Consider the following 18,092-nt stretch of genomic DNA (forward strand, 5'->3'; position numbering starts at 1 on the left):
GTCCGGCCAGGGGTCCCGCCCGGCGGGGTCGGTCGGGTCGGTCAGCCGGTCGGGTCGGCCGGTCGGGTCGGTCGGCCGGTCGGGTCCGGATCAGGACGCGGCCGTCAGGTCGTAGAACGTGGTCCCGCCGATGGTGGTGGCCTTGAAGCCGGCCCGGACCCAGCTCTCGATGGCGGAACCCGCGGCCCCGCCGGGGCGGCCGCCGCCGGTGGTGGTTCCGGGGCCTGCTGCTCCCGCCGCTCCCGCCGCTGCGGGGGCTCCGGCCTCGGATCCGTTCTGGGATCCGTTCTGGGATCCCGACTGCGCGATGAACCAGTGGATGCGGCCCGCCTTCACGTACGCCTGGAACTGCTCCAGGGTCGGGGAGGGGTCGCTGCCGTTGAAGCCGCCGATGGCCATCACCGGCTCGCCGGAGGCCAGCTGGTAGCTCGCCGCGTTCTGCGATCCGACGGCCGCAGCCGCCCAGGTGTAGCGGTCGGCGTCCGCCCGGAGGGCCTTCGTCGCCTCCGCCCCGACGCGGGTGCCGCCGAGCAGTCCGCCCATGCCGCCACCCGTGCCTCCCGCGCCGCCGCCGGGGCCGCGGGCCGCGCCGCCGGCGGCGCCCGGGAGACCCCGTCCGGGCCGGCCGTCGGTGGCGGCCGGGCCTCCCGTACCGCCTGTACCGCCCGTACCGTCGCCGCCCGCGGCGCCGCGGCCGTCGGTGCCCGGTGCGCCCGCCGGGAAGCCCCCGGGCGGGGCCTCGCCGCCGGGGCCGGCGCCTTGGCGCATCCCGCCGGGGCCGCCCCGACCGACCGCCACGGCCGGGCCCGCCGTCACGATGGAGCCCGTGTGGCCGGCGCTCACCGTGGTCAGGCAGTACGCGAGCGGCCCGGCCAGCGAGGCCGCCAGGCCCAGGGCCGCCGTCGCGCGCAGCAGCCGTCGGTCGAGGCGGCCGGCGAGGAGCAGCGCCGGCGCGGCGAGCCCGCCCGTGACCAGGACCGCCCAGCGCAGCCAGGGCAGGTAGCCGTCGGCCCGGCCGAGCAGGACGAAGGACCAGTACGCGGTCACCGCGAGGGTCCCGGAGAGGGTGAACGCGGCGGCCCGTGAGCCCCGTTCCTCCCACAGCACGCCCACGCCCGCCCCGATCAGGGCGGCCACGAACGGGGCCAGGGCGACGGTGTAGTACTCGTGGAAGATGCCCTGCATCCAGCTGAAGACGACGGCCGTGATCAGCAGGCAGCCACCCCAGGCCAGGAAGACCGCACGGGCCATGCCCTGAAGGGAGTCGGCCGCCCGACGGGCCTTCCATGTGATGACGAGACCGGCGACCAGCAGGATCAGCGCGGCGGGCAGCAGCCAGGAGATCTGCCCGCCGACATTGGCCGAGAAGAGCCGGTCGATGCCGGTCTCGCCCCAGCCGCCACCGCCTCCGCCCGGGCGTCCGCCGCCGCCGACGCTGCCGGTCTCGTTCCCGTTGATCCGACCCAGACCGTTGTAGCCGAGGGTCAGTTCCAGGAAGGAGTTGTTCTGCGAGCCCCCGATGTACGGCCGGGAGGCGGCGGGCCACAGCTCCACCACGGCGACCCACCAGCCGCCCGCCACCACGGCGGCCACGCCCGCCAGCAGCAACTGGCCCAGCCGCCGGCGCAGCCGCGTCGGCGCGCAGACCGCGTACAGCAGGGCGAGCGGCGGCAGGATGACGAAGGCCTGGAGGGTCTTCGTCAGGAAGGCGAAGCCGACCGCGACGCCGGCCCAGACGAGCCAGCGGGTGTGCGCCCCCTCCAGGGCGCGCAGTACGCAGTACACGGTGACGGTCAGCAGGAGGGTGAGCAGCGCGTCCGGGTTGTTGAAGCGGAACATGAGCGCGGCGACCGGGGTGAGCGCGAAGGCGCTGCCGCTGAGCAGGGCCGCGGCGGGTCCGAACTGGCGGCGTACGCAGGCGTACAGCAGCGCGGTGGTGCCCACGCCCATCAGGGCCTGCGGGACGAGGATCTGCCAGGAGCCGAGCCCGAAGAGGCGGACGGACAGCGCCATGGGCCACAGGGCGGCCGGGGGCTTGTCGACGGTGATGGAGTTGCCGGCGTCGGAGGAGCCGAAGAAGAAGGCCTTCCAGCTCTCGGAGCCGGCCTGGACGGCCGCGGAGTAGAAGGAGTTGGCGTAGCCGGAGGAGCCGAGGTTCCAGAGCAGCAGCAGGGCCGTGCCCAGGAGCAGGGCGGCGTACGCGGGGCGTTCCCAGCGCGGCCGCACGGCCGCCGCGGGGAGGGTGACGGGTGCGGGTTCGGGTGCGGCGGGTGGGAAGAGCGGCTGTGCGGCCGTGGTCACGGGCCCTCCTGGGTCGTCGGGGTGACGGTGGTCGGGTCCGTCGGGGTCGGGTCGGTCGTCGGGCGGATCGGGGTCGTCACGGTCATCGGGCGGATGGGGGGCGTGGGAGCCGCGACGGGCACGGGGCGCGTGCGGTGGTTCGGGGTCGTGGGCCGCGCGGGCGGGTCGGGGAAGACCCAGGCCCGAAGGAGCAGGAAGCGGAGCACGGTGGCGGCGAGGTTCGCGGTGATCAGGACGGCCAGTTCGGTGCCGTGCGAGGGCTCGGCGCTCGCCGCCCCCAGCGCGGCCAGCGAGCCGCTGGTCAGGGCCAGCCCGATGCCGAACACGACGAGTCCCTGGGCCTGGTGACGGATCGCCCGGGCCCGGCCGCGCACACCGAAGGTCAGCCTCCGGTTGGCGGCGGTGTTGGCGACGGCGCACAGCAGCAGGGCGGCCGCGTTGGCGCCCTGTGGTCCGGCCGCCCCGCGCAGGGCGGAGTAGAGCAGCAGGTAGAGCAGGGTGCTCAGGATCCCGACGGCGCAGAAGCCCAGGAGCTGGCGGGCCAGCCCGCGGGGGACTCCGGGCAGGGCGGTGCGGTCGCGGGGGTCGTCGCCGAAGGGGCGGGCGAGCCGGTCAAGGGGGAGCGCGCCGACGGCCAGGGCGCGCCCCACCCGCCAGACCCCTTTGAGGTCCTCGGCGGCGGTGCGCGCGATGTGGACGGTGGAGTCGGGGTCGTCGACCCAGTCCACGGGAACCTCGTGGATCCGCAGGCCGGCCCGCTCGGCGAGCACCAGCAGTTCGGTGTCGAAGAACCAGCCGGAATCCTCCACCAGGGGCAGCAACCGTTCGGCGACCTCGCCACGGATGGCCTTGAACCCGCACTGGGCGTCGCTGAACCGGGCGGCGAGCGACGAGCGCAGCAGCAGGTTGTAGGCCCGCGAGACGAACTCCCGCTTCGCGCCCCGCACCACCCGCGAGGAGCGGGCGAGCCGGGTGCCGATCGCGAGGTCGGAGTGGCCGGAGATCAGCGGGGCGACCAGCGGCAGCAGGGCGTTCAGGTCGGTGGAGAGGTCCACGTCCATGTACGCGAGGACGGGCGCCTCCGAGCGGGACCAAACGGTGCGCAGGGCCCGACCGCGGCCCTTCTCCTCCAGCCGGGTGCTGCGTACTTCCGGGCAGCCGACGGCGAGGGCGGACGCGACCTCGGGGGTGCGGTCGGTGCTCGCGTTGTCGGCGATGGTGATGCGGAAGGGGTAGGGGAAGGTGCGCGTGAGGTGGGCGTGCAGCCGGCGGACGCAGGGGCCGAGGTCCTTCTCCTCGTTGAAGACCGGGATCACCACGTCGAGCACGGGCACACCGGGCAGGGGCGCGAGGGGCGTCCGTGCCGGAAGGGCCCCGGGAGAGGCGTCGGTTGACATGGGACGACCCTCGCGGGCCGGCCTGTCACCGCTGTGTGCTGAGCCTGTGGCCCGTCTGTGAGTCCGTGGCGTTGTCGGGTTCCCCGGCGAGCGGCAGGTGTACCTCGAAGGCGGTCCGGCCGGGTGCGCTGCGTACGCCGACCCCTCCGCCGTGCGCCGAGACCACGGCGTGCACGATGGCGAGCCCGAGGCCGGTGGAGCCGGCGGCCCGGGACCTGGAGGCGTCTCCCCGGGCGAACCGTTCGAAGACGTGGGGCAGCAGCTCGGGCGGGATGCCGGGCCCGTCGTCCTCGATCCACAGCCGGACGACGCGTGTTTCACGTGAAACACGGGCGGTGACCGTCGTGCCGGGCGGGGTGTGGGTGCGGGCGTTGGCGAGGAGGTTGACCAGGACCTGCTGGATGCGGGCCGGGTCGACGCGTACGGGTACGGGCTCGTCGGGCAGGTCGAGCCGCCAGTGGTGTCCGGGGCCGGCGGCGCGGGCGTCACTGACGGCGTCCACGACGAGCGGGGCGAGGTCGGTGTCGGTGGCGTCGGCGGACAGCGGCCGGCCGGCGTCGAGCCGGGCCAGCAGCAGGAGGTCCTCGACGAGGCCCGTCATCCGGGTGGCCTCGGATTCGATCCGGCCCAGGGCGTGCCGGGTGTCGGGGCCGGGCTCCTCGCGTCCCCGGCGGGTCAGTTCGGCGTAGCCCCGGATGGAGGCGAGCGGGGTGCGCAGCTCGTGGCTGGCGTCGGCGACGAACTGCCGGACCCGGGTTTCGCTTTCCTGGCGGGCGGTGAGCGCGGAGGAGACGTGGCCCAGCATCCGGTTGAGGGCGGCGCCGACCTGCCCCACTTCGGTGCGGGGGTCGGCCTCCGCGTCGGGGACCCGTTCGTGCAGTGCGGGTTCCCCGCTGTGCAGGGGCAGTTCGGAGACCCGGGTGGCGGTGGTGGCGACGCGGCGCAGCGGTCGCAGGGCGACCCCGACCAGGGCCTGTCCGGCGAGGGAGGCCGCGATCAGCCCGGCCAGGGTGACGGAGACCTCGACCCCGATCAGGGTGTGCACCGTACGGTCGACGTCACGGAGCGGGAGCGCGAGGACCAGGCTGCCGCCGGGCGCGGCCTGCGCCCGGTAGCCCCCGAGACCGGGAAGTTCCAGTTCCACGGGGGCGCCGCCGCCCTGCGCGGCTCGGCGGGCGACGCCGGCCAGGGCCTCGGTCTGGGCCTCGGTGAGGGCACGCAGGTGGTCGGCCGCCGAGCCGTCGGCGGGCGTGCTGCGGGCGGTACCGATGACGGCGCCGGTGGGGTCGAGGCGGATCCCGGCGGTGTTCTGCGGGTTGCCGGGGGCCAGTACGAAGCCGAGCGGGTTGTCCCGGGAGGCCTTGCCCGCCCCGGGGCCCCGCAGGGCGATGCCCAGGGAGACGGTCAGCTGCTCGTCGAGCCGGTCGACCAGGTAGGAGCGCAGCGCGAGGGTGGTGACCGTGCCGATGGCCGCGCCGACGACCGCGATCAGCGCCACCGCCGAGACCACCAGCCGGGTCCGCAGGGACCACGGCCGGCGGCCGGAGGAACGAGCGGAGCGGCGGCCGGACCGGCGGGTCCGCAGGGGGAGGCGCACGGGCACTACTCGGCCGGCTTGATCAGGTAACCGGCGCCGCGCCGGGTGTGGATCATCGGGGGCAGGCCGGTGCCCGCCTCCAGCTTGCGGCGCAGGTAGGAGATGTAGAGCTCCACCACGTTGGCCTGGCCGCCGAAGTCGTAGGACCAGACCCGGTCCAGGATCTGCGCCTTGCTGAGCACGCGGCGCGGGTTGCGCATGAGGTAGCGCAACAGCTCGAACTCGGTGGCGGTCAGGTGGACCTCCTGGCCGCCCCGGACCACCTCGTGGCTGTCCTCGTCGAGGCGCAGGTCGCCGACGGACAGGACGGAGCCGCCGCGTGCGGCCTGCGCCGCGCCCGACCGGCGGACCAGGCCGCGCAGCCGGGCCACGACCTCCTCCAGGCTGAACGGCTTGGTGACGTAGTCGTCGCCGCCGGCCGTCAGGCCCGCGATCCGGTCCTCGACCGAGTCCCTGGCCGTCAGGAACAGCACCGGCACCTGCGGGATCTCCCGCCGCAGCCGGCCGAGGACCGCCAGGCCGTCCATGTCCGGGAGCATGATGTCCAGCACGACCACGTCCGGGCGGAACGCGCGCGCCGCCCGGACGGCGCCCGCCCCGTCGCCGGCGCTGCGGACCTCGCAGCCCTCGTAGCGCAGGGCCATGGACAGCAGCTCGGAGAGGGAGGCCTCGTCGTCGACGACGAGGACCCGGCAGGGTCCCCCGTCGGGGCGCACGAGGGCCGTCGGGTTGCCGGTGGACGTGGACGCGTGGGAGGTGGTCGTCGCAGTCATGCGTTCACGCTGGCCGTCGCCTCTGAGAGCGTTCTTGCCCCTTCCTGTGAATCTCCTGAGAATCGCCGGCGGGGTCCCGGGCCGTGACGTCCCGGGCGACCCCGCGGCTCAGCCGTCGAGGCGGAACAGCCGGGCGCCGTTGTCGTGGCAGACGGCGCGCAGCCAGTCGTCGCCGAGGCCGAGCCGTTCCAGGGCCTGGAGCTGGTGCTCGTAGGGATAGGGGATGTTCGGGAAGTCGGTGCCCAGCAGGATGCGGTCGCCGAGGTCCGCGAGCCGTCCGAGGTCCCCGGCCGGGAACTCGCCGAACTGCGCGGAGAAGTCGGTGAAGGCCATCGTGGTGTCGAGGCGGACCTCCGGGTACCGGTCGGCCAGGTCCAGGAAGTCGACGTACTCGGGCATGCCCATGTGCGCGACGATCAGCGGCAACCTCGGGTGGCGGGCCAGCAGTCGGGCGATCGGCTCGGGGCCGGTGTGCTTGCCGGGCACCGGGCCCGAACCGCAGTGGATCACGAGGGGGGCGCCCGCCTCGGCGAGCAGTCCCCAGACCGGTTCGAGCCGGTCGTCGTTCGGGTCGTAGCCGCCGACCTGAAGGTGCGCCTTGAAGACGCGGGCGCCGGCGTCGAGCGCCCGGGTGACGTACCCGGCGACGCCGTCCTCCGGGAAGAAGGTCGCGGTGTGCAGGCAGTCGGGGGTGCGGGCGGCGAAGTCGACGGACCAGGAGTTGAGCCAGGCGGCCATCGCGGGCTTGTGCGGGTAGAGCATGGCGGTGAAGGCCCGCACGCCGAACTCCCGCAGCAGGGCGATGCGCCGCTCCTCCTCGTGCCGGTAGGTGATGGGCCAGGCGACGCCGGTCAGCGGACCGGCCGCGTCGAAGTACTCCCACACCTTGTCCAGGACCCGCTCGGGCATGAAGTGCGTGTGGACGTCGACCAGTCCCGGCAGCCCGAGCCGTTCCCGGAAGGTCCGTACCGCCCGGACCGTGTCAGCCGTTGCGGACAAAGCCGTGGCTCCGATCGACCGTCGCGACGTGCAGGGTGTAGCTGTCGTACCAGTGGGCGCGGCCCTGCTCCATGGCCGCCCGGTGCTCCAGGTCGTCCCGCCAGACGGCGAGGGAATCGTGGTCGCGGAAGTAGGCGACGGTGATGCCGAGGCCGCCGGGGCCGCGCGCGGACTCGTAGCCGAGGAAACCGGGGTTCTGCGCGACGATCTCGTTCATCCGGGCGTTGGTCTCCGGGTATCCGCTCTCGTCGGGGGTGCGGACATCGGGGGTGCGGACACTGCTGAAGACGGCCATGACGTACGGCGGTTCGAACGCCTGGACGGGCTGGATGCTCATGCCCACCAGCCTCGGTGGACCGCTCCGGCGTGTCCACCGCAATCGGCCCCGGGAGGCCGAAGGGATCCAAGTTTTGACCCGGGGCCGTCACGGCCGGCCGCCGGCGCCGGACCCCGTCGGTCAGAACAGCCCGTCCTGCGCGGCGTCCGGCGCCGGCGGGGCGATGTCCGCGAGCGGCACGTCGGTGACGGCCGCCACCGCCCCGGGTACGGGGGCCAGTTCCCAGCCGGCCAGCAGCCGCGTGTCCACCACGAGCCCGTCGGCGAGGTGCAGGTCCGGCCCGGCCGCGCCCGCCAGCACGCCCACCACCGTCCCGCCCGGCACCATCTCCGTGACCACCCGGGCCGGGACCGGCAGCCCGGCGAGTCCGAACGGCACGGCGTGGTCGACGACGGCGCGGGGCAGCCGTTCCAGGGACTCCGGCCACCCGGGCAGCGCTGCGGACCGGTCGTACAGCTCGGCAACCTCCCGGGCCCGCTCGGACGCGGCGGGCAGCAGGCCGCGCAGGACCCGTTTGCGGGCGTAGGCGATCCGGTCGGGCACCCCGAGGGCGGCCCGCAGCAGCTCCTCGGTGCGGCGCGCGGCCATCAGCGGGCCCCGCCCCAGCCAGGTCCACGTCACCGCGCCCTGCTCCAGCAGCCGGACCGGGCCGCGTTCCTCGGCGGTGATGCCGACCTTGACCGTGTCCGGGCCGAACCAGGCGAGGTAGACCCGGTAGGGGCGCGGATCGGCGGCGTTGGTGTCGGCGGCCACCGAGAAGGACCGGTCCAGGCGGGCGCACTCGGGGCACTGGGCGTTCCCCGTACGGCCCGGGACGGCCAGGCCGGTCGGGCAGGGGGTGCGCTTCCCGGCCCGGCGCACGCCCAGGCAGCGCCGCTCGCCCACGGCGGTGAAGGCCAGGCGCTGCCCGGGGGCGAGGGGGCTGTCGCGGTCCTCGCGGCCGGTCCATCCGATGTCGGGCCGCCCGTCCGACCACCGGATCCCGGTGCACCTCCAGGTCACAGCGGGAGCGGCCGCTCGAAGAAGGTGTCGAGGACGACGGTGGCGTGCGTGCCGCTGACCCCCTCGATCGCGTACAGCCGGCGCAGTACGTCCTGCAGTTGCCCGGTGGACGCGGTACGCACCTTGACCAGTACGGAGGCGCTGCCCGCGATGACGTGGGCCTCCTGGATCTCCGGGATCGCCTCGAACGCGGGCCCGGACTCGCCCATCCAGACCCGGGAGTCGACCATCACGTAGGCCAGCACCCCGCTGCCCACGGCGGCCGGGTCGACGTCGACGGTGGTCCGCCGGATGACCCCGCGCTCGCGGAGCTTGCGCACCCGTTCGTGGGTCGCCCCGGCCGAGAGCCCGACGGCGGCGCCGAGGGCTGCGTACGACTGACCCGCGTCCTGCTGGAGACACAGGACGAGCGCCCGGTCGATGTCGTCCACGCGATCTTCCTCTCATGAGCCGGCAGCTCTTGCGAAGACGGTACCTGATCCTGCAATCTCACCATCACACCGAACAGAATTCGGCACAGTGGAACTCAGGGGGAAGAATGTCAGCCATAGCCGACCAGGCCTTGTACGAGATCCTGGACAGTCGTTTCCGTACCGGCCGCTGCGCCAACGGCGACATGCGCCTGGAGCGCCTGCACGACGACTGCCGCTGGGCCGAGGGGCCGCTGTACCTGCCGGCCTGGCGCCAGCTGGTGTGGAGCGACATCCCGAACGACCGGATGCTGCGCTGGGACGAGACCACCGGCGTGGTCTCGGTGTTCCGCTCCCCGGCGGGCCACGCCAACGGCAACACCCTGGACCGCGAAGGCCGCCTGATCACCTGTGAGCAGGGCAACCGCCGCGTCACCCGGACCGAACACGACGGCCGGATCACCGTCATCGCCGACCGCTGGAACGGCAAGCGGCTCAACAGCCCGAACGACGCGGTGGTCCGCTCGGACGGCTCCGTCTGGTTCTCCGACCCGGACTTCGGCATCACCAGCGACTACGAGGGCCACCGCGCGCCGAGCGAGATCGGCGCCTGCAACCTCTACCGGGCCGACCCGGCCACGGGCGAGGTCCGCCTCGTCGCGGGTGACTTCCTCGGCCCGAACGGCCTGGTCTTCTCCCCGGACGAGAGCGAGCTGTACGCGGCGGACACCCGCGCCGGCCACATCCGAGCCTTCACTGTCGATCCGGACGGCACCCTCAGCGGTGACCGCGTCTTCACGACCTGCCCCCGGGCCGACAACATCCGTTTCGACGACGAGGGCCGGCTGTGGGCCGCCGCGATCGAATCGGGCGTGCACTGCTACGCGGCGGACGGCGACCTGATCGGCCGCCTGCGCGTCCCCGAACCCGTCTCGAACATCACCTTCGGCGGCCCGAAGAACAACCGCCTCTTCATCACCGCCACCACCTCGCTCTACTCGCTGGTGATGTCGGTGACGGGCCTGCCGCGCGTGCGCACCTGACCACTCGAGCCGACCACCGGGTGGACCACCGACCGGGGCCGCGAGCAAGCGGCCCCGGTCGCGACGCCGGTCCCGCCTACCGCGCGACGAACTGGGTCAGGACCGCCTGCACCTCGTAGATGTCCACGCCCTTGGTGAACGTCTTCTCGATCGGCGTCGGGGTGCCCGATATCCAGATCTTCAACTCGGCGTCGAGATCGAAGTGGCCGGCGGTCTCCACGGAGAAGTGCGTGATGCTCCGGTAGGGGATCGAGTGGTACTCCACCTTCTTCCCCGTGAGCCCCTGCTTGTCGACGAGCACCAGCCGCCGGTCGGTGAACAGGATCGTGTCCCGGATCAGCAGATAGGCGGCGTGCACCTGCTCGCCGTTGCCCAACAGCCGGGCGTAGTCCCGCTGCGCCGACACCGGATCGACGGTGTGCGCGTTCCCGAACAGACCCATGGGTCCCCCCTCGAAGGATCGAAACGATCAACAGTCCTTCGAAGGCTAGCGACGGCGATGTCAAGGCAACGCAAAAGGCCCCCCAGTGAACTGGGGGGCCTTTTCGGCTGTGCACTCGGCAGGATTCGAACCTGCAACCTTCTGATCCGTAGTCAGATGCTCTATCCGTTAAGCTACGAGTGCTTGGGCTTCTCGGGGTTTTCCGCCCGGTTGGCCTTGCGAGAACAACAATACATGGACCTCGGCGGGACGCGAAATCCATTAGCTCCACCCCTTCTGACCTGGGAAAACACCCCGGAAGAAGATCATCCGGAGGTTCTCGGGGGAGTGCCGCGCGCCCCCGTACAGGGGCCTCCGTCGGGCGAGCCCCCGGAGCCGACCGGACTCGGGCGCCCGGCGTCAACGCCCCGGAACGCACCGAAGCCCCGGTCCGTGTGGACCGGGGCTTCGTCAGGTGCGGAGGCGGAGGGATTTGAACCCTCGATGGGGGGTAAGCCCCAAACCGCATTAGCAGTGCGGCGCCATAGACCGGACTAGGCGACGCCTCCAGCACACCCCCGCGTACGAAGGTGCGTGCAGATGATGACACAGCCGTAGGGCCGCTCACCAATCCGCTCCCACGGTACAAGGAGCCGGGGGCACAGGGCAAAGCCTTAAGCCCGCTCCTCGAAAAGTCCCCGCCCTCGAATCCGCGTGCGGCACACGTCCGCGCGCATCCCCGCCCCCGTACGCAACATCGGGGCGGGCGCGTCGTTGGTGGGGGGTACGACGTACGGACGACCTGGAGTGCCCCATGCTGCGTCTCGCCGCCTTCGCCGTCACCTCAGCCCTGGCCGCAGCGGCCGCCGGCCCCCTGCCGCCGCTGCCGTCCCTGCCGGTGGCACGACTGCTGTCCGCCCCTGCCCCTGACCCCGACCACCTCACCATCGCCGTCTCCGCGACCGGCAACCGGTACCTCGACGGCGAGTACCGCCTGGAGTGCGACCCCGTCGGCGGTACGCACCCCGAGGCCAAGAAGGCCTGCGCGCGCCTCGACGAACTCGCCCGACAGGGCAAGAACCCCTTCGCGGCCGAGCCGAAGCGACAGATCTGCACCTTCCAGGACGGCGGTCCCGCGACCGCCCGCGTCACCGGTAGTTGGCGCGGCGAGAAGGTGGACAGCACGTTCCGTCGGCAGAACGGATGCGACATCGCCCGGTGGAACGAGTTGGAACCTGTGCTTCCGAGTGCGCGTTCCTGACCTGGGAGTATGCGCCGGATGCGCGGTTTCCCCCGTACATCCGCCACCTCGCCGCGGGGCCGTGCGCTTAGACTCCTCCCGTGACATGCCGGTAGTCGTGGTCAGGGAGGAAGCTCGTCGTGAGCAGCAGGCCATCCCGAGGCGCTGCTCGCCTCGCAGCAATACTCGACGCGCTTCCCGACGCGTTGTTGCTCGTCAACGCCAACGGCACGGTCGTCAACGCGAATTCGATCGCCCTCGCGGTCATGGAGAGCCCCGGCACGGGGCTCGTCGGACGCGGCGTACTGGACCTGCTGCCGGAGTTCGACTCCAAGCTGATCCCCGGTTCGATGCGCCGGCCCGGCGACAACGACGAGGGCCGTTCCAAGCCCAAGCGGATGACCGCGCGCCGCACCGACGGTTCCGAGTTCCCGGTGGAGCTCACCAGCGCCCACCTCGACGGCCGGGACGCCTACCGCGAGCCCCAGCCCGCCTACACCGGTGACGAGCTGCTGATGCTCGTCGTGCGGGACCTCTCCGAAACCGTCGACACCGAGGCCGAGCTGGCCCGCTCGCAGCGGCAGACCGAGATGATCCTGCGGGCCGCCGCCGAGGGCGTCGTCGGCACCGACACCGACGGTCGGGTCGTGCTGGTGAATCCGGCCGCCGCGCAGATCCTCGGCTACCGCGCCACCGATCTCGGCAACCGCGAGCTGCACGGGCTGGTCCAGCACTCGCGCGCCGACGGATCGCCCTTCCCCTTCGACGAGTCCCCCCTCGCCGACACCCTGCGCAGCGGCCGCAAGCACCGGGTTCGCGGGCAGGTGCTGTGGAACAAGTCCGGACAGCCCGTCGCCGTCGACCTGACGACCTCGCCCGTACGGGACGGGGAGCTGCTCGTCGGCGCCGTCATGACGTTCACCGACCGGCGGGCCTACGACGCCCTCGCGGCGCGCCATGCCCAGTTGCTGGCCGTCCTCGGGGAGTCGCTGCGCGGTCCCCTCGACGAACTGCGCGGGGAACTGGCCACCCTGGCCGCCGACGACGCGGGCCAGCTGTGGCCCGAGGCGAACCAGTTGCTGCACCACCTGGCCGCCGGGTACTCGCGGATGACCGCGCTGGTGGACAACGTGCTCGCCTTCCAGCGGCTCGACGCGGGCGCCGAGAAGCTCAAGAAGAAGAACGTACTGATCAACACGGTCGTCTCGGACGGCATCGACGGCGCGGTCGAACTGATCGGTCCCGGCCGGGTGCAGTTCGCCGTGCACGCCCCGACCATCGAGGCCGAGGTGGACGCGGAACGCATCGCGACCGCCCTCGCGCACCTGGTCGCCGACGTCGCCGGAGTGGACGCCACCGGCAAGACCGCCCAGGGCAGCGGGTACGGGGACTCCACGATCGTGGTCGCCGCCGCCCAACGCGGCGAGGTCGTACGGATCGAGGTGCGCGGCCCCCACGAGGGCGGCACCCCCGTGCACGAACCGGTCGTACGGGGCATCGTCGCCGCGCACGGCGGAGTCCTGCAGACCGTGGAGGTGCCCGGAGCGCCCGGTGGGGCGTACGTACTGGAACTGCCGCTCGGCTCGGGCGCGGGGACGGTGACCCTGCCGGAGCCCCCCGAGGAGCCGGCGACGCCGGAGGCCGACGCGGGCGCCGCGAGCGCGTCGGACGGCAACGGCCCCGGTGGCCGCCGGGCCCGGCGCGGAGTGGACGCCTTCCTCGATGACGCGGCCGACGGGGCCGACCCGGACGCCGGGTCCGACGGGGCGAAGGCCCCCGCGGCCCGTGCGGGCGGGGGCGCGCTCGCGCTGCCGTCCGGGCGGCGCCGGGCGGACGGCAGCCCCGCCGACTCCGGTCCGGCGGAACTCGCGCAGTCCCCGGTGAACCCCGCCGGGCTCGGCACCGGGCGCAGGCGCGGCCGGGACGGCGACGGCAGCGCCGACGCCGAGCGCGGCGGAGCCGGCCGGCCCGTGCCCCCGCAGGGCAACGCCATGCCCGCGCTGCCTCCCGTACCGACGGTGCCCCCGGTCCCCGTCACCGAGCATCCGGCCGGACGCCGCCGGGCGCTGGGCCCCGTCGCTCCGGCGGCGCAGCCCGGTGGTCCCGTGTCGGCGGCCGGGCTCGCGGCGCCCCGACCCATCGCTCCCGAGGGCGGCTTCGCGCTGCCCGCCGGTCCGACTCCGGCCGCCCCGCAGGCCCCCGCGATGGCCGGTTCGGCCCCCGCTCCCGCCGAGGCCGACGCCGACGCGTCGGGCCGGCGCGGTCGCCGGGTGCTCGGGGCACCCGCGGGCGCCGATCCCGAGGCCCCCGAGGTCTCCGCCGAGGACGCCGAGGATCCCGCGCACCCGACCGGCAGGCGCCGCGGGGTGCCCGCCGCCCCGGCCTGGCCCGTGCCATCGGCCCGTACCGCTTCCGAGGAGTCGGAGCAGGCCGCGGCCGCTCCGGCCGCCGTCCCCGGCGCGCGTCGGCCCGCCGGCGCCCCGGCGCCGGCCGGGCAGCCGATCAGCGTGCGCGCGCTCGGCACCCTGGGGCAGGGCATCTCCGTGGACCCGGGTGCGGGTGACACCAACGGTGCGGGGCAGGGCGGTTCCGGCTCGGGCCGGCGTCGTCGGCTGTCCGAACCTGCCCCCCAGGGACGCGCCTTCGCCATAGGGGCGCCCGAGGCGGGCTCCGCCGAGGGCCCCGAGCCGCTGGACGGCCCCGGTGGGGCCGTCGAGGTGGTCAACCGGCCCGCGCCGCGGCCCGTGGACGACGAGCTGCCGCCGGAGCCGCTGGACAACCCGCGCCGGCTGCTGGTGTGGCCGGCGCCCGACGCCCAGACCCAGCAGGCACTCAGCGACCGCGGCTACCGTCCGGTGATCGTGCACTCCCGTGAGGAGGTCGACGCGCAGATCGCGGCCTTCCCCGCGGCCCTGTTCGTCGACCCGCTGACCGGCCCGATCACCCGGACCGCGCTGCAGTCCCTGCGTCAGGCCGCGGTGGCCGCCGAGGTGCCCGTCCTGGTCACGGCCGGGCTGGGCCATGCCACGCGGGAGGCGGCGTACGGCGCCGATCCGGCCGTGCTGCTGAAGGCGCTCGCGCCGCGCGACAGCGAGCAGCACCCCTCCCGGGTGCTGTTGATCGAGGAGCACACGGAGATCGCCACCGCCCTGACCGCGGCGCTGGAGCGGCGCGGCCTCCAGGTCGCGCGGGCGGGCGCCGACACCGACGCCGTGGAACTCGCGAGCCGAATGCGGCCCAACCTTGTGGTCATGGACCTGATGCAGGTCCGGCGCCGACGGGCCGGGATCGTGGACTGGCTGCGCGCGAACGGGCAGCTGAACCGCACGCCGCTGGTCGTCTACACGACCGCCGGCATCGAGGCGTCCGAACTGCCGCGGCTGGCGTCCGGGGAGAGCGTCCTGTTCCTCGCCGAGCGGGCCACCACCGCGGACGTGCAGGGCCGCATCGTGGACCTGCTGGCCAAGATCGGCACCAACTAGTCATCCTGGGCCGATGGCCATCACCGACACGTCCGAGCAGACCGTCCCCGCCGACAACGGCGAAGTGAGCCTCCTGATCGCCCGGCAGGTGGAGGCGGGCCACGAGGAGACGTTCGAGGCGTGGGCGCACGGGATCCTGGAGACGGCCGCCGGTTTCCCCGACCACCTCGGGTACGGGCTGTTCCGGCCCGCGGTGGAGGGCGGGCCGTGGTTCCTCGTGCACCGCTTCCGCAACCAGGACGCGTTGGCGCGCTGGCAGGACTCGCCCGAGCGGGCGCAGTGGTTCTCGAACTGCCTCGGCCACCACCACACCGAGATAGCCCGGCGCGAACTGCACGGCATGGAGACCTGGTTCGCCAAGCCGGGCACGACCCGGCCCGCGCCGCCGCGCTGGAAGATGGTGGTCAGCTCGGGGCTGGCCATCTTCCCGATCTCGCTGGTGGGCAACGCGGTGCTCGGGCCGTACCTGGTGGACCTGCACTTCGTGCTGCGGACGGCCGCGTTCGCGGTCGTCTTCAGCACCCTGATGACCTATGTGGCCATGCCGGCCGTCAGCAGGCTGCTGCGGCCGTGGCTCACGCGCGGCTGACGTCCCCCCGGCCCGGTCACCCCAGGGTGGTGACGTCCAGGGCGCCGTCCGCGTACTGCTTGCGGATCACCTTCTTGTCGAACTTGCCGACGCTGGTCTTCGGCACGGCGGCGACCAGGCTCCAGCGCTCCGGCAGCTGCCACTTGGCGATCGACGCGGCGAGGAAGTCGCGCAGCTCCGCGTAGTCCGCGGTGGCGCCCTCCTTGAGGACGACGGTGGCCAGCGGGCGCTCGCCCCACTTGTCGTCCGGAACGGCGACGACCGCCGCCTCGGCCACCTCGGGGTGGGCCATCAGCGCGTTCTCCAGCTCGACGCTGGAGATCCACTCGCCGCCCGACTTGATGACGTCCTTGGCGCGGTCGGTCAGGGTGAGGAAGCCGTCGGGGCTGATCACTCCGACGTCCCCGGTCTTGAGCCAGCCGTCGGCGCTGAACTTGTCCGCGGGACGTTCGGGCTCGCCGGCCGCGCCGCCGTAGTAGGCGCCCGCGATCCAGGTACCGCGCACCTCCAGTTCGCCCGCGGACTCGCCGTCCCAGGGCAGGTGATCGCCACCGGGGCCGACGAGGCGGGCCTCGACACCCGCCGGGAAACGGCCCTGGGTGACCCGGTAGGGCCACTCCTCCTCGGCGCTCAGGCCGGCCGGGGGATGCGCCATGGTGCCCAGCGGCGAGGTCTCGGTCATGCCCCAGGCGTGGCACAGCCGGACGCCGAGCCGGTCGTAGGCCTCCATCAGGGAGGGCGGACAGGCCGAGCCCCCGATGGTGACCTGCTTCATCGAGGTCAGGTCCCGCGGCTGGGCGGTGACCTCGGCCAGCAGCCCCTGCCAGATGGTGGGGACGGCCGCCGCGTGGGAGGGCCTCTCGCGCTCGATCATCTCGGCGAGCGGGGCGGGCTGGAGGAACCGGTCGGGCATCAGCATGTTGATGCCGGTCATGAAGGTGGCGTGCGGCAGGCCCCAGGCGTTCACGTGGAACTGCGGGACGACGACGAGGGTGGTGTCCTTGTCGCTCAACCCCATCGACTCGGCCATGTTGACCTGCATGGAGTGCAGGTAGATGGACCGGTGCGAGTAGACGACGCCCTTGGGGTCGCCGGTGGTGCCGGAGGTGTAGCACATGGCCGCGGCCTGGCGCTCGTCCAGCTCGGGCCACTCGTAGCGGTCGGAGCGGCCCTCGATGAGCTCCTCGTACTCGTGCACGCGCACGTCGAGGCCGTCGAGCGCGGAGCGGTCGCCGATGCCGGCGACGACGACGTGCTCGATGGTCGGCAGGTGCGGCAGCAGCGGCGCGAGGAGCGGCAGCAGGGTGCCGTTGACCAGGACGACCTTGTCCACGGCGTGGTTCACGATGAAGACGAGCTGCTCGGGGGGCAGCCGCAGATTGAGCGTGTGCAGGACCGCGCCCATGGACGGGATGGCGAAGTACGCCTCCACGTGCTCCGCGTTGTTCCACATGAGCGTCGCCACGCGGTCGTCCTGCCGGACGCCGAGTTCGTCGCGCAGGGCGGTGGCCAGACGGTTGGCGCGGGTACCGATCTCGGCGAAGCTGCGACGGTGCGGCTCGGCCTCCCCGGTCCAGGTCGTGACCTGGGACTTCCCGTGGATCGTCATCCCGTGTCGAAGTATGCGGGTGACGAGGAGCGGTACGTCCTGCATGGTGCTCAGCAAAGCGTCCTCCCGGTGAGCGCTGCGGCGCTGCGGCGGCGTACGGATGCTGCCGATTCTGCGCACGTACCGGTCGGTCTGTCACTACCCGGGAGTACAAACAGCTGCGGCGATCACTGTGCGGAGTCGCGCGTGGCGGTGTTTCACGTGAAACGAGGTCGGCGGCGGCGCCGGTGTTTCACGTGAAACGAAGGGTCTGTTTCACGTGAAACGGGTGGCTGCTTCCCGTGGAACCAGCGGCTGTTTCACGTGAAACAAGAGGCTGTTCAGCGCACCGGGGTGAGTTCCGGGTCCTCGCGGAGCTTGACCAGGGCCCGGGAGACGGCGCTCTTGACCGTGCCGACGGATACCCCGAGCACCTCGGCGGTCTGCACCTCGCTCAGGTCCTCGTAGTAGCGCAGGACCACCATGGCCCGCTGGCGGTCGGGCAACCGGGTCACGGCACGCCACATCGCGTCCCGCAGGGCCTGCGCCTCCGCAGGATCGGCGGCGGGCCGCTCCTCGGTCTCCGGCAGCTCGTCGCAGACGAACTCGTCGACCTTGCGCTTGCGCCACTGGGAGGTACGGGTGTTGACCAGGGCCCGCCGGACGTAGCCGTCCAGCGCCCGGTGGTCCTCGATCCGGTCCCAGGCGACGTACGTCTTGGCGAGGGCCGTCTGGAGCAGGTCCTCGGCATCGCACGGGTTGGCGGTGAGCGAGCGCGCGGTGCGCATCAGGACCGTGCCGCGGGTCCGTACGTAAGCCGAGAACGACGGGTACGGCGTCGGGTTCGAGGCGAGCGTGCACACAGGCGTGGTCATGGGTCCACGCTAGGAGCGGACCGCGCCCACCGGATCGG

15 protein-coding genes and 2 tRNA genes are annotated in these 18,092 nt (G+C 73.3%); 4 read left to right on the forward strand and 13 right to left on the reverse strand.

Annotated features, from left to right (window positions below):
- Nucleotides 1-90: 90 nt before the first annotated feature.
- From AB0D46_RS00505 to AB0D46_RS00540, 8 genes are all read right to left on the reverse strand, one after another.
- Nucleotides 91-2,301, reverse strand: coding sequence for a glycosyltransferase family 39 protein (locus AB0D46_RS00505; protein ID WP_362875026.1), 2,211 nt, complete (start codon nucleotides 2,299-2,301; stop codon nucleotides 91-93).
- The gene (locus tag AB0D46_RS00510) at nucleotides 2,298-3,698 is read right to left on the reverse strand and encodes a dolichyl-phosphate beta-glucosyltransferase (RefSeq protein WP_362875027.1); all 1,401 of its coding nucleotides are present in this window, start codon (nucleotides 3,696-3,698) and stop codon (nucleotides 2,298-2,300) included. The genes AB0D46_RS00505 and AB0D46_RS00510 overlap by 4 nt, the downstream gene beginning before the upstream one ends.
- A gap of 25 nt (nucleotides 3,699-3,723) precedes the next feature.
- Complete coding sequence (locus tag AB0D46_RS00515; protein ID WP_362875028.1) at nucleotides 3,724-5,295, reverse strand: HAMP domain-containing sensor histidine kinase; 1,572 nt, start codon at nucleotides 5,293-5,295, stop codon at nucleotides 3,724-3,726.
- A gap of 5 nt (nucleotides 5,296-5,300) precedes the next feature.
- Complete coding sequence (locus tag AB0D46_RS00520) at nucleotides 5,301-6,068, reverse strand: response regulator transcription factor (RefSeq protein WP_362875029.1); 768 nt, start codon at nucleotides 6,066-6,068, stop codon at nucleotides 5,301-5,303.
- A 108-nt stretch (nucleotides 6,069-6,176) separates the two neighbouring features.
- Complete coding sequence (locus tag AB0D46_RS00525) at nucleotides 6,177-7,067, reverse strand: amidohydrolase family protein (RefSeq protein WP_362875030.1); 891 nt, start codon at nucleotides 7,065-7,067, stop codon at nucleotides 6,177-6,179.
- Nucleotides 7,051-7,404 (reverse strand): antibiotic biosynthesis monooxygenase, encoded by a 354-nt coding sequence (locus AB0D46_RS00530; RefSeq protein ID WP_362875031.1) that lies wholly within the window; start codon nucleotides 7,402-7,404, stop codon nucleotides 7,051-7,053. Before AB0D46_RS00530 ends, AB0D46_RS00525 begins: the two co-directional genes overlap by 17 nt.
- 120 nt (nucleotides 7,405-7,524) lie before the next feature.
- Nucleotides 7,525-8,406, reverse strand: a complete 882-nt coding sequence (locus tag AB0D46_RS00535; protein WP_362875032.1) for a DUF2797 domain-containing protein — start codon at nucleotides 8,404-8,406, stop codon at nucleotides 7,525-7,527.
- Nucleotides 8,403-8,837: an Lrp/AsnC family transcriptional regulator gene (locus AB0D46_RS00540; RefSeq protein WP_362875033.1), complete on the reverse strand. Its 435-nt coding sequence runs from the start codon at nucleotides 8,835-8,837 to the stop codon at nucleotides 8,403-8,405. Before AB0D46_RS00540 ends, AB0D46_RS00535 begins: the two co-directional genes overlap by 4 nt.
- 107 nt (nucleotides 8,838-8,944) lie before the next feature.
- Between AB0D46_RS00540 and AB0D46_RS00545 the strand changes: the two genes are divergently transcribed.
- Entirely contained in the window at nucleotides 8,945-9,859 is a 915-nt protein-coding gene (locus AB0D46_RS00545) for an SMP-30/gluconolactonase/LRE family protein (RefSeq protein ID WP_362875034.1), read from the forward strand.
- Between the two features lie 76 nt (nucleotides 9,860-9,935).
- Here the strand turns inward: AB0D46_RS00545 and AB0D46_RS00550 are convergent, their stop codons facing one another.
- The 3 genes from AB0D46_RS00550 to AB0D46_RS00560 form a co-directional block, all read right to left on the reverse strand.
- On the reverse strand, nucleotides 9,936-10,301 hold the full coding sequence (locus tag AB0D46_RS00550) for a PH domain-containing protein (RefSeq protein ID WP_362875035.1): 366 nt from the start codon (nucleotides 10,299-10,301) through the stop codon (nucleotides 9,936-9,938).
- 110 nt (nucleotides 10,302-10,411) lie between these two features.
- Nucleotides 10,412-10,484, reverse strand: a tRNA-Arg gene (locus tag AB0D46_RS00555).
- Nucleotides 10,485-10,758: 274 nt separating this feature from the next.
- Nucleotides 10,759-10,849: transfer RNA gene (locus AB0D46_RS00560), tRNA-Ser, on the reverse strand.
- 245 nt (nucleotides 10,850-11,094) lie between these two features.
- Here AB0D46_RS00560 and AB0D46_RS00565 point away from each other — a divergent pair.
- The 3 genes from AB0D46_RS00565 to AB0D46_RS00575 all read left to right on the forward strand — a co-directional run bounded on the left by AB0D46_RS00565 (nucleotide 11,095) and on the right by AB0D46_RS00575 (nucleotide 15,591).
- Entirely contained in the window at nucleotides 11,095-11,541 is a 447-nt protein-coding gene (locus AB0D46_RS00565) for an SSI family serine proteinase inhibitor (protein ID WP_362875036.1), read from the forward strand.
- Between the two features lie 119 nt (nucleotides 11,542-11,660).
- Nucleotides 11,661-15,002 carry a PAS domain-containing protein gene (locus tag AB0D46_RS00570; protein WP_362875038.1) on the forward strand — a complete coding sequence of 1,114 codons (3,342 nt, stop codon included), beginning with the start codon at nucleotides 11,661-11,663 and terminating at the stop codon, nucleotides 15,000-15,002.
- A 13-nt stretch (nucleotides 15,003-15,015) separates the two neighbouring features.
- A complete protein-coding gene (locus tag AB0D46_RS00575) occupies nucleotides 15,016-15,591 on the forward strand; it encodes an antibiotic biosynthesis monooxygenase (RefSeq protein WP_362875039.1) in 576 nt (191 codons plus the stop codon).
- 16 nt (nucleotides 15,592-15,607) lie between these two features.
- On the opposite strand, the gene AB0D46_RS00580 is transcribed toward AB0D46_RS00575, so the two are convergent.
- Both AB0D46_RS00580 and AB0D46_RS00585 read right to left on the reverse strand, forming a co-directional pair.
- Nucleotides 15,608-17,257 carry a long-chain fatty acid--CoA ligase gene (locus AB0D46_RS00580; RefSeq protein WP_362875040.1) on the reverse strand — a complete coding sequence of 550 codons (1,650 nt, stop codon included), beginning with the start codon at nucleotides 17,255-17,257 and terminating at the stop codon, nucleotides 15,608-15,610.
- A 263-nt stretch (nucleotides 17,258-17,520) separates the two neighbouring features.
- Nucleotides 17,521-18,054: a SigE family RNA polymerase sigma factor gene (locus AB0D46_RS00585; protein ID WP_362875041.1), complete on the reverse strand. Its 534-nt coding sequence runs from the start codon at nucleotides 18,052-18,054 to the stop codon at nucleotides 17,521-17,523.
- Nucleotides 18,055-18,092 lie beyond the last annotated feature (38 nt).

Origin of the sequence: Streptomyces sp. NPDC048383 (assembly GCF_040651775.1) — a bacterium.
Lineage (GTDB): Bacteria > Actinomycetota > Actinomycetes > Streptomycetales > Streptomycetaceae > Streptomyces.

Coding starts and splice junctions, on each gene's coding strand:
- AB0D46_RS00575 (WP_362875039.1), top strand. CDS start 15,016: ATGGCCATCACCGACACGTCCGAGCAGACCGTCCCCGCCGACAACGGC.
- AB0D46_RS00585 (WP_362875041.1), bottom strand. CDS start 18,054: ATGACCACGCCTGTGTGCACGCTCGCCTCGAACCCGACGCCGTACCCG.
- AB0D46_RS00510 (WP_362875027.1), bottom strand. CDS start 3,698: ATGTCAACCGACGCCTCTCCCGGGGCCCTTCCGGCACGGACGCCCCTC.
- AB0D46_RS00550 (WP_362875035.1), bottom strand. CDS start 10,301: ATGGGTCTGTTCGGGAACGCGCACACCGTCGATCCGGTGTCGGCGCAG.
- AB0D46_RS00530 (WP_362875031.1), bottom strand. CDS start 7,404: ATGAGCATCCAGCCCGTCCAGGCGTTCGAACCGCCGTACGTCATGGCC.
- AB0D46_RS00545 (WP_362875034.1), top strand. CDS start 8,945: ATGTCAGCCATAGCCGACCAGGCCTTGTACGAGATCCTGGACAGTCGT.
- AB0D46_RS00565 (WP_362875036.1), top strand. CDS start 11,095: ATGCTGCGTCTCGCCGCCTTCGCCGTCACCTCAGCCCTGGCCGCAGCG.
- AB0D46_RS00520 (WP_362875029.1), bottom strand. CDS start 6,068: ATGACTGCGACGACCACCTCCCACGCGTCCACGTCCACCGGCAACCCG.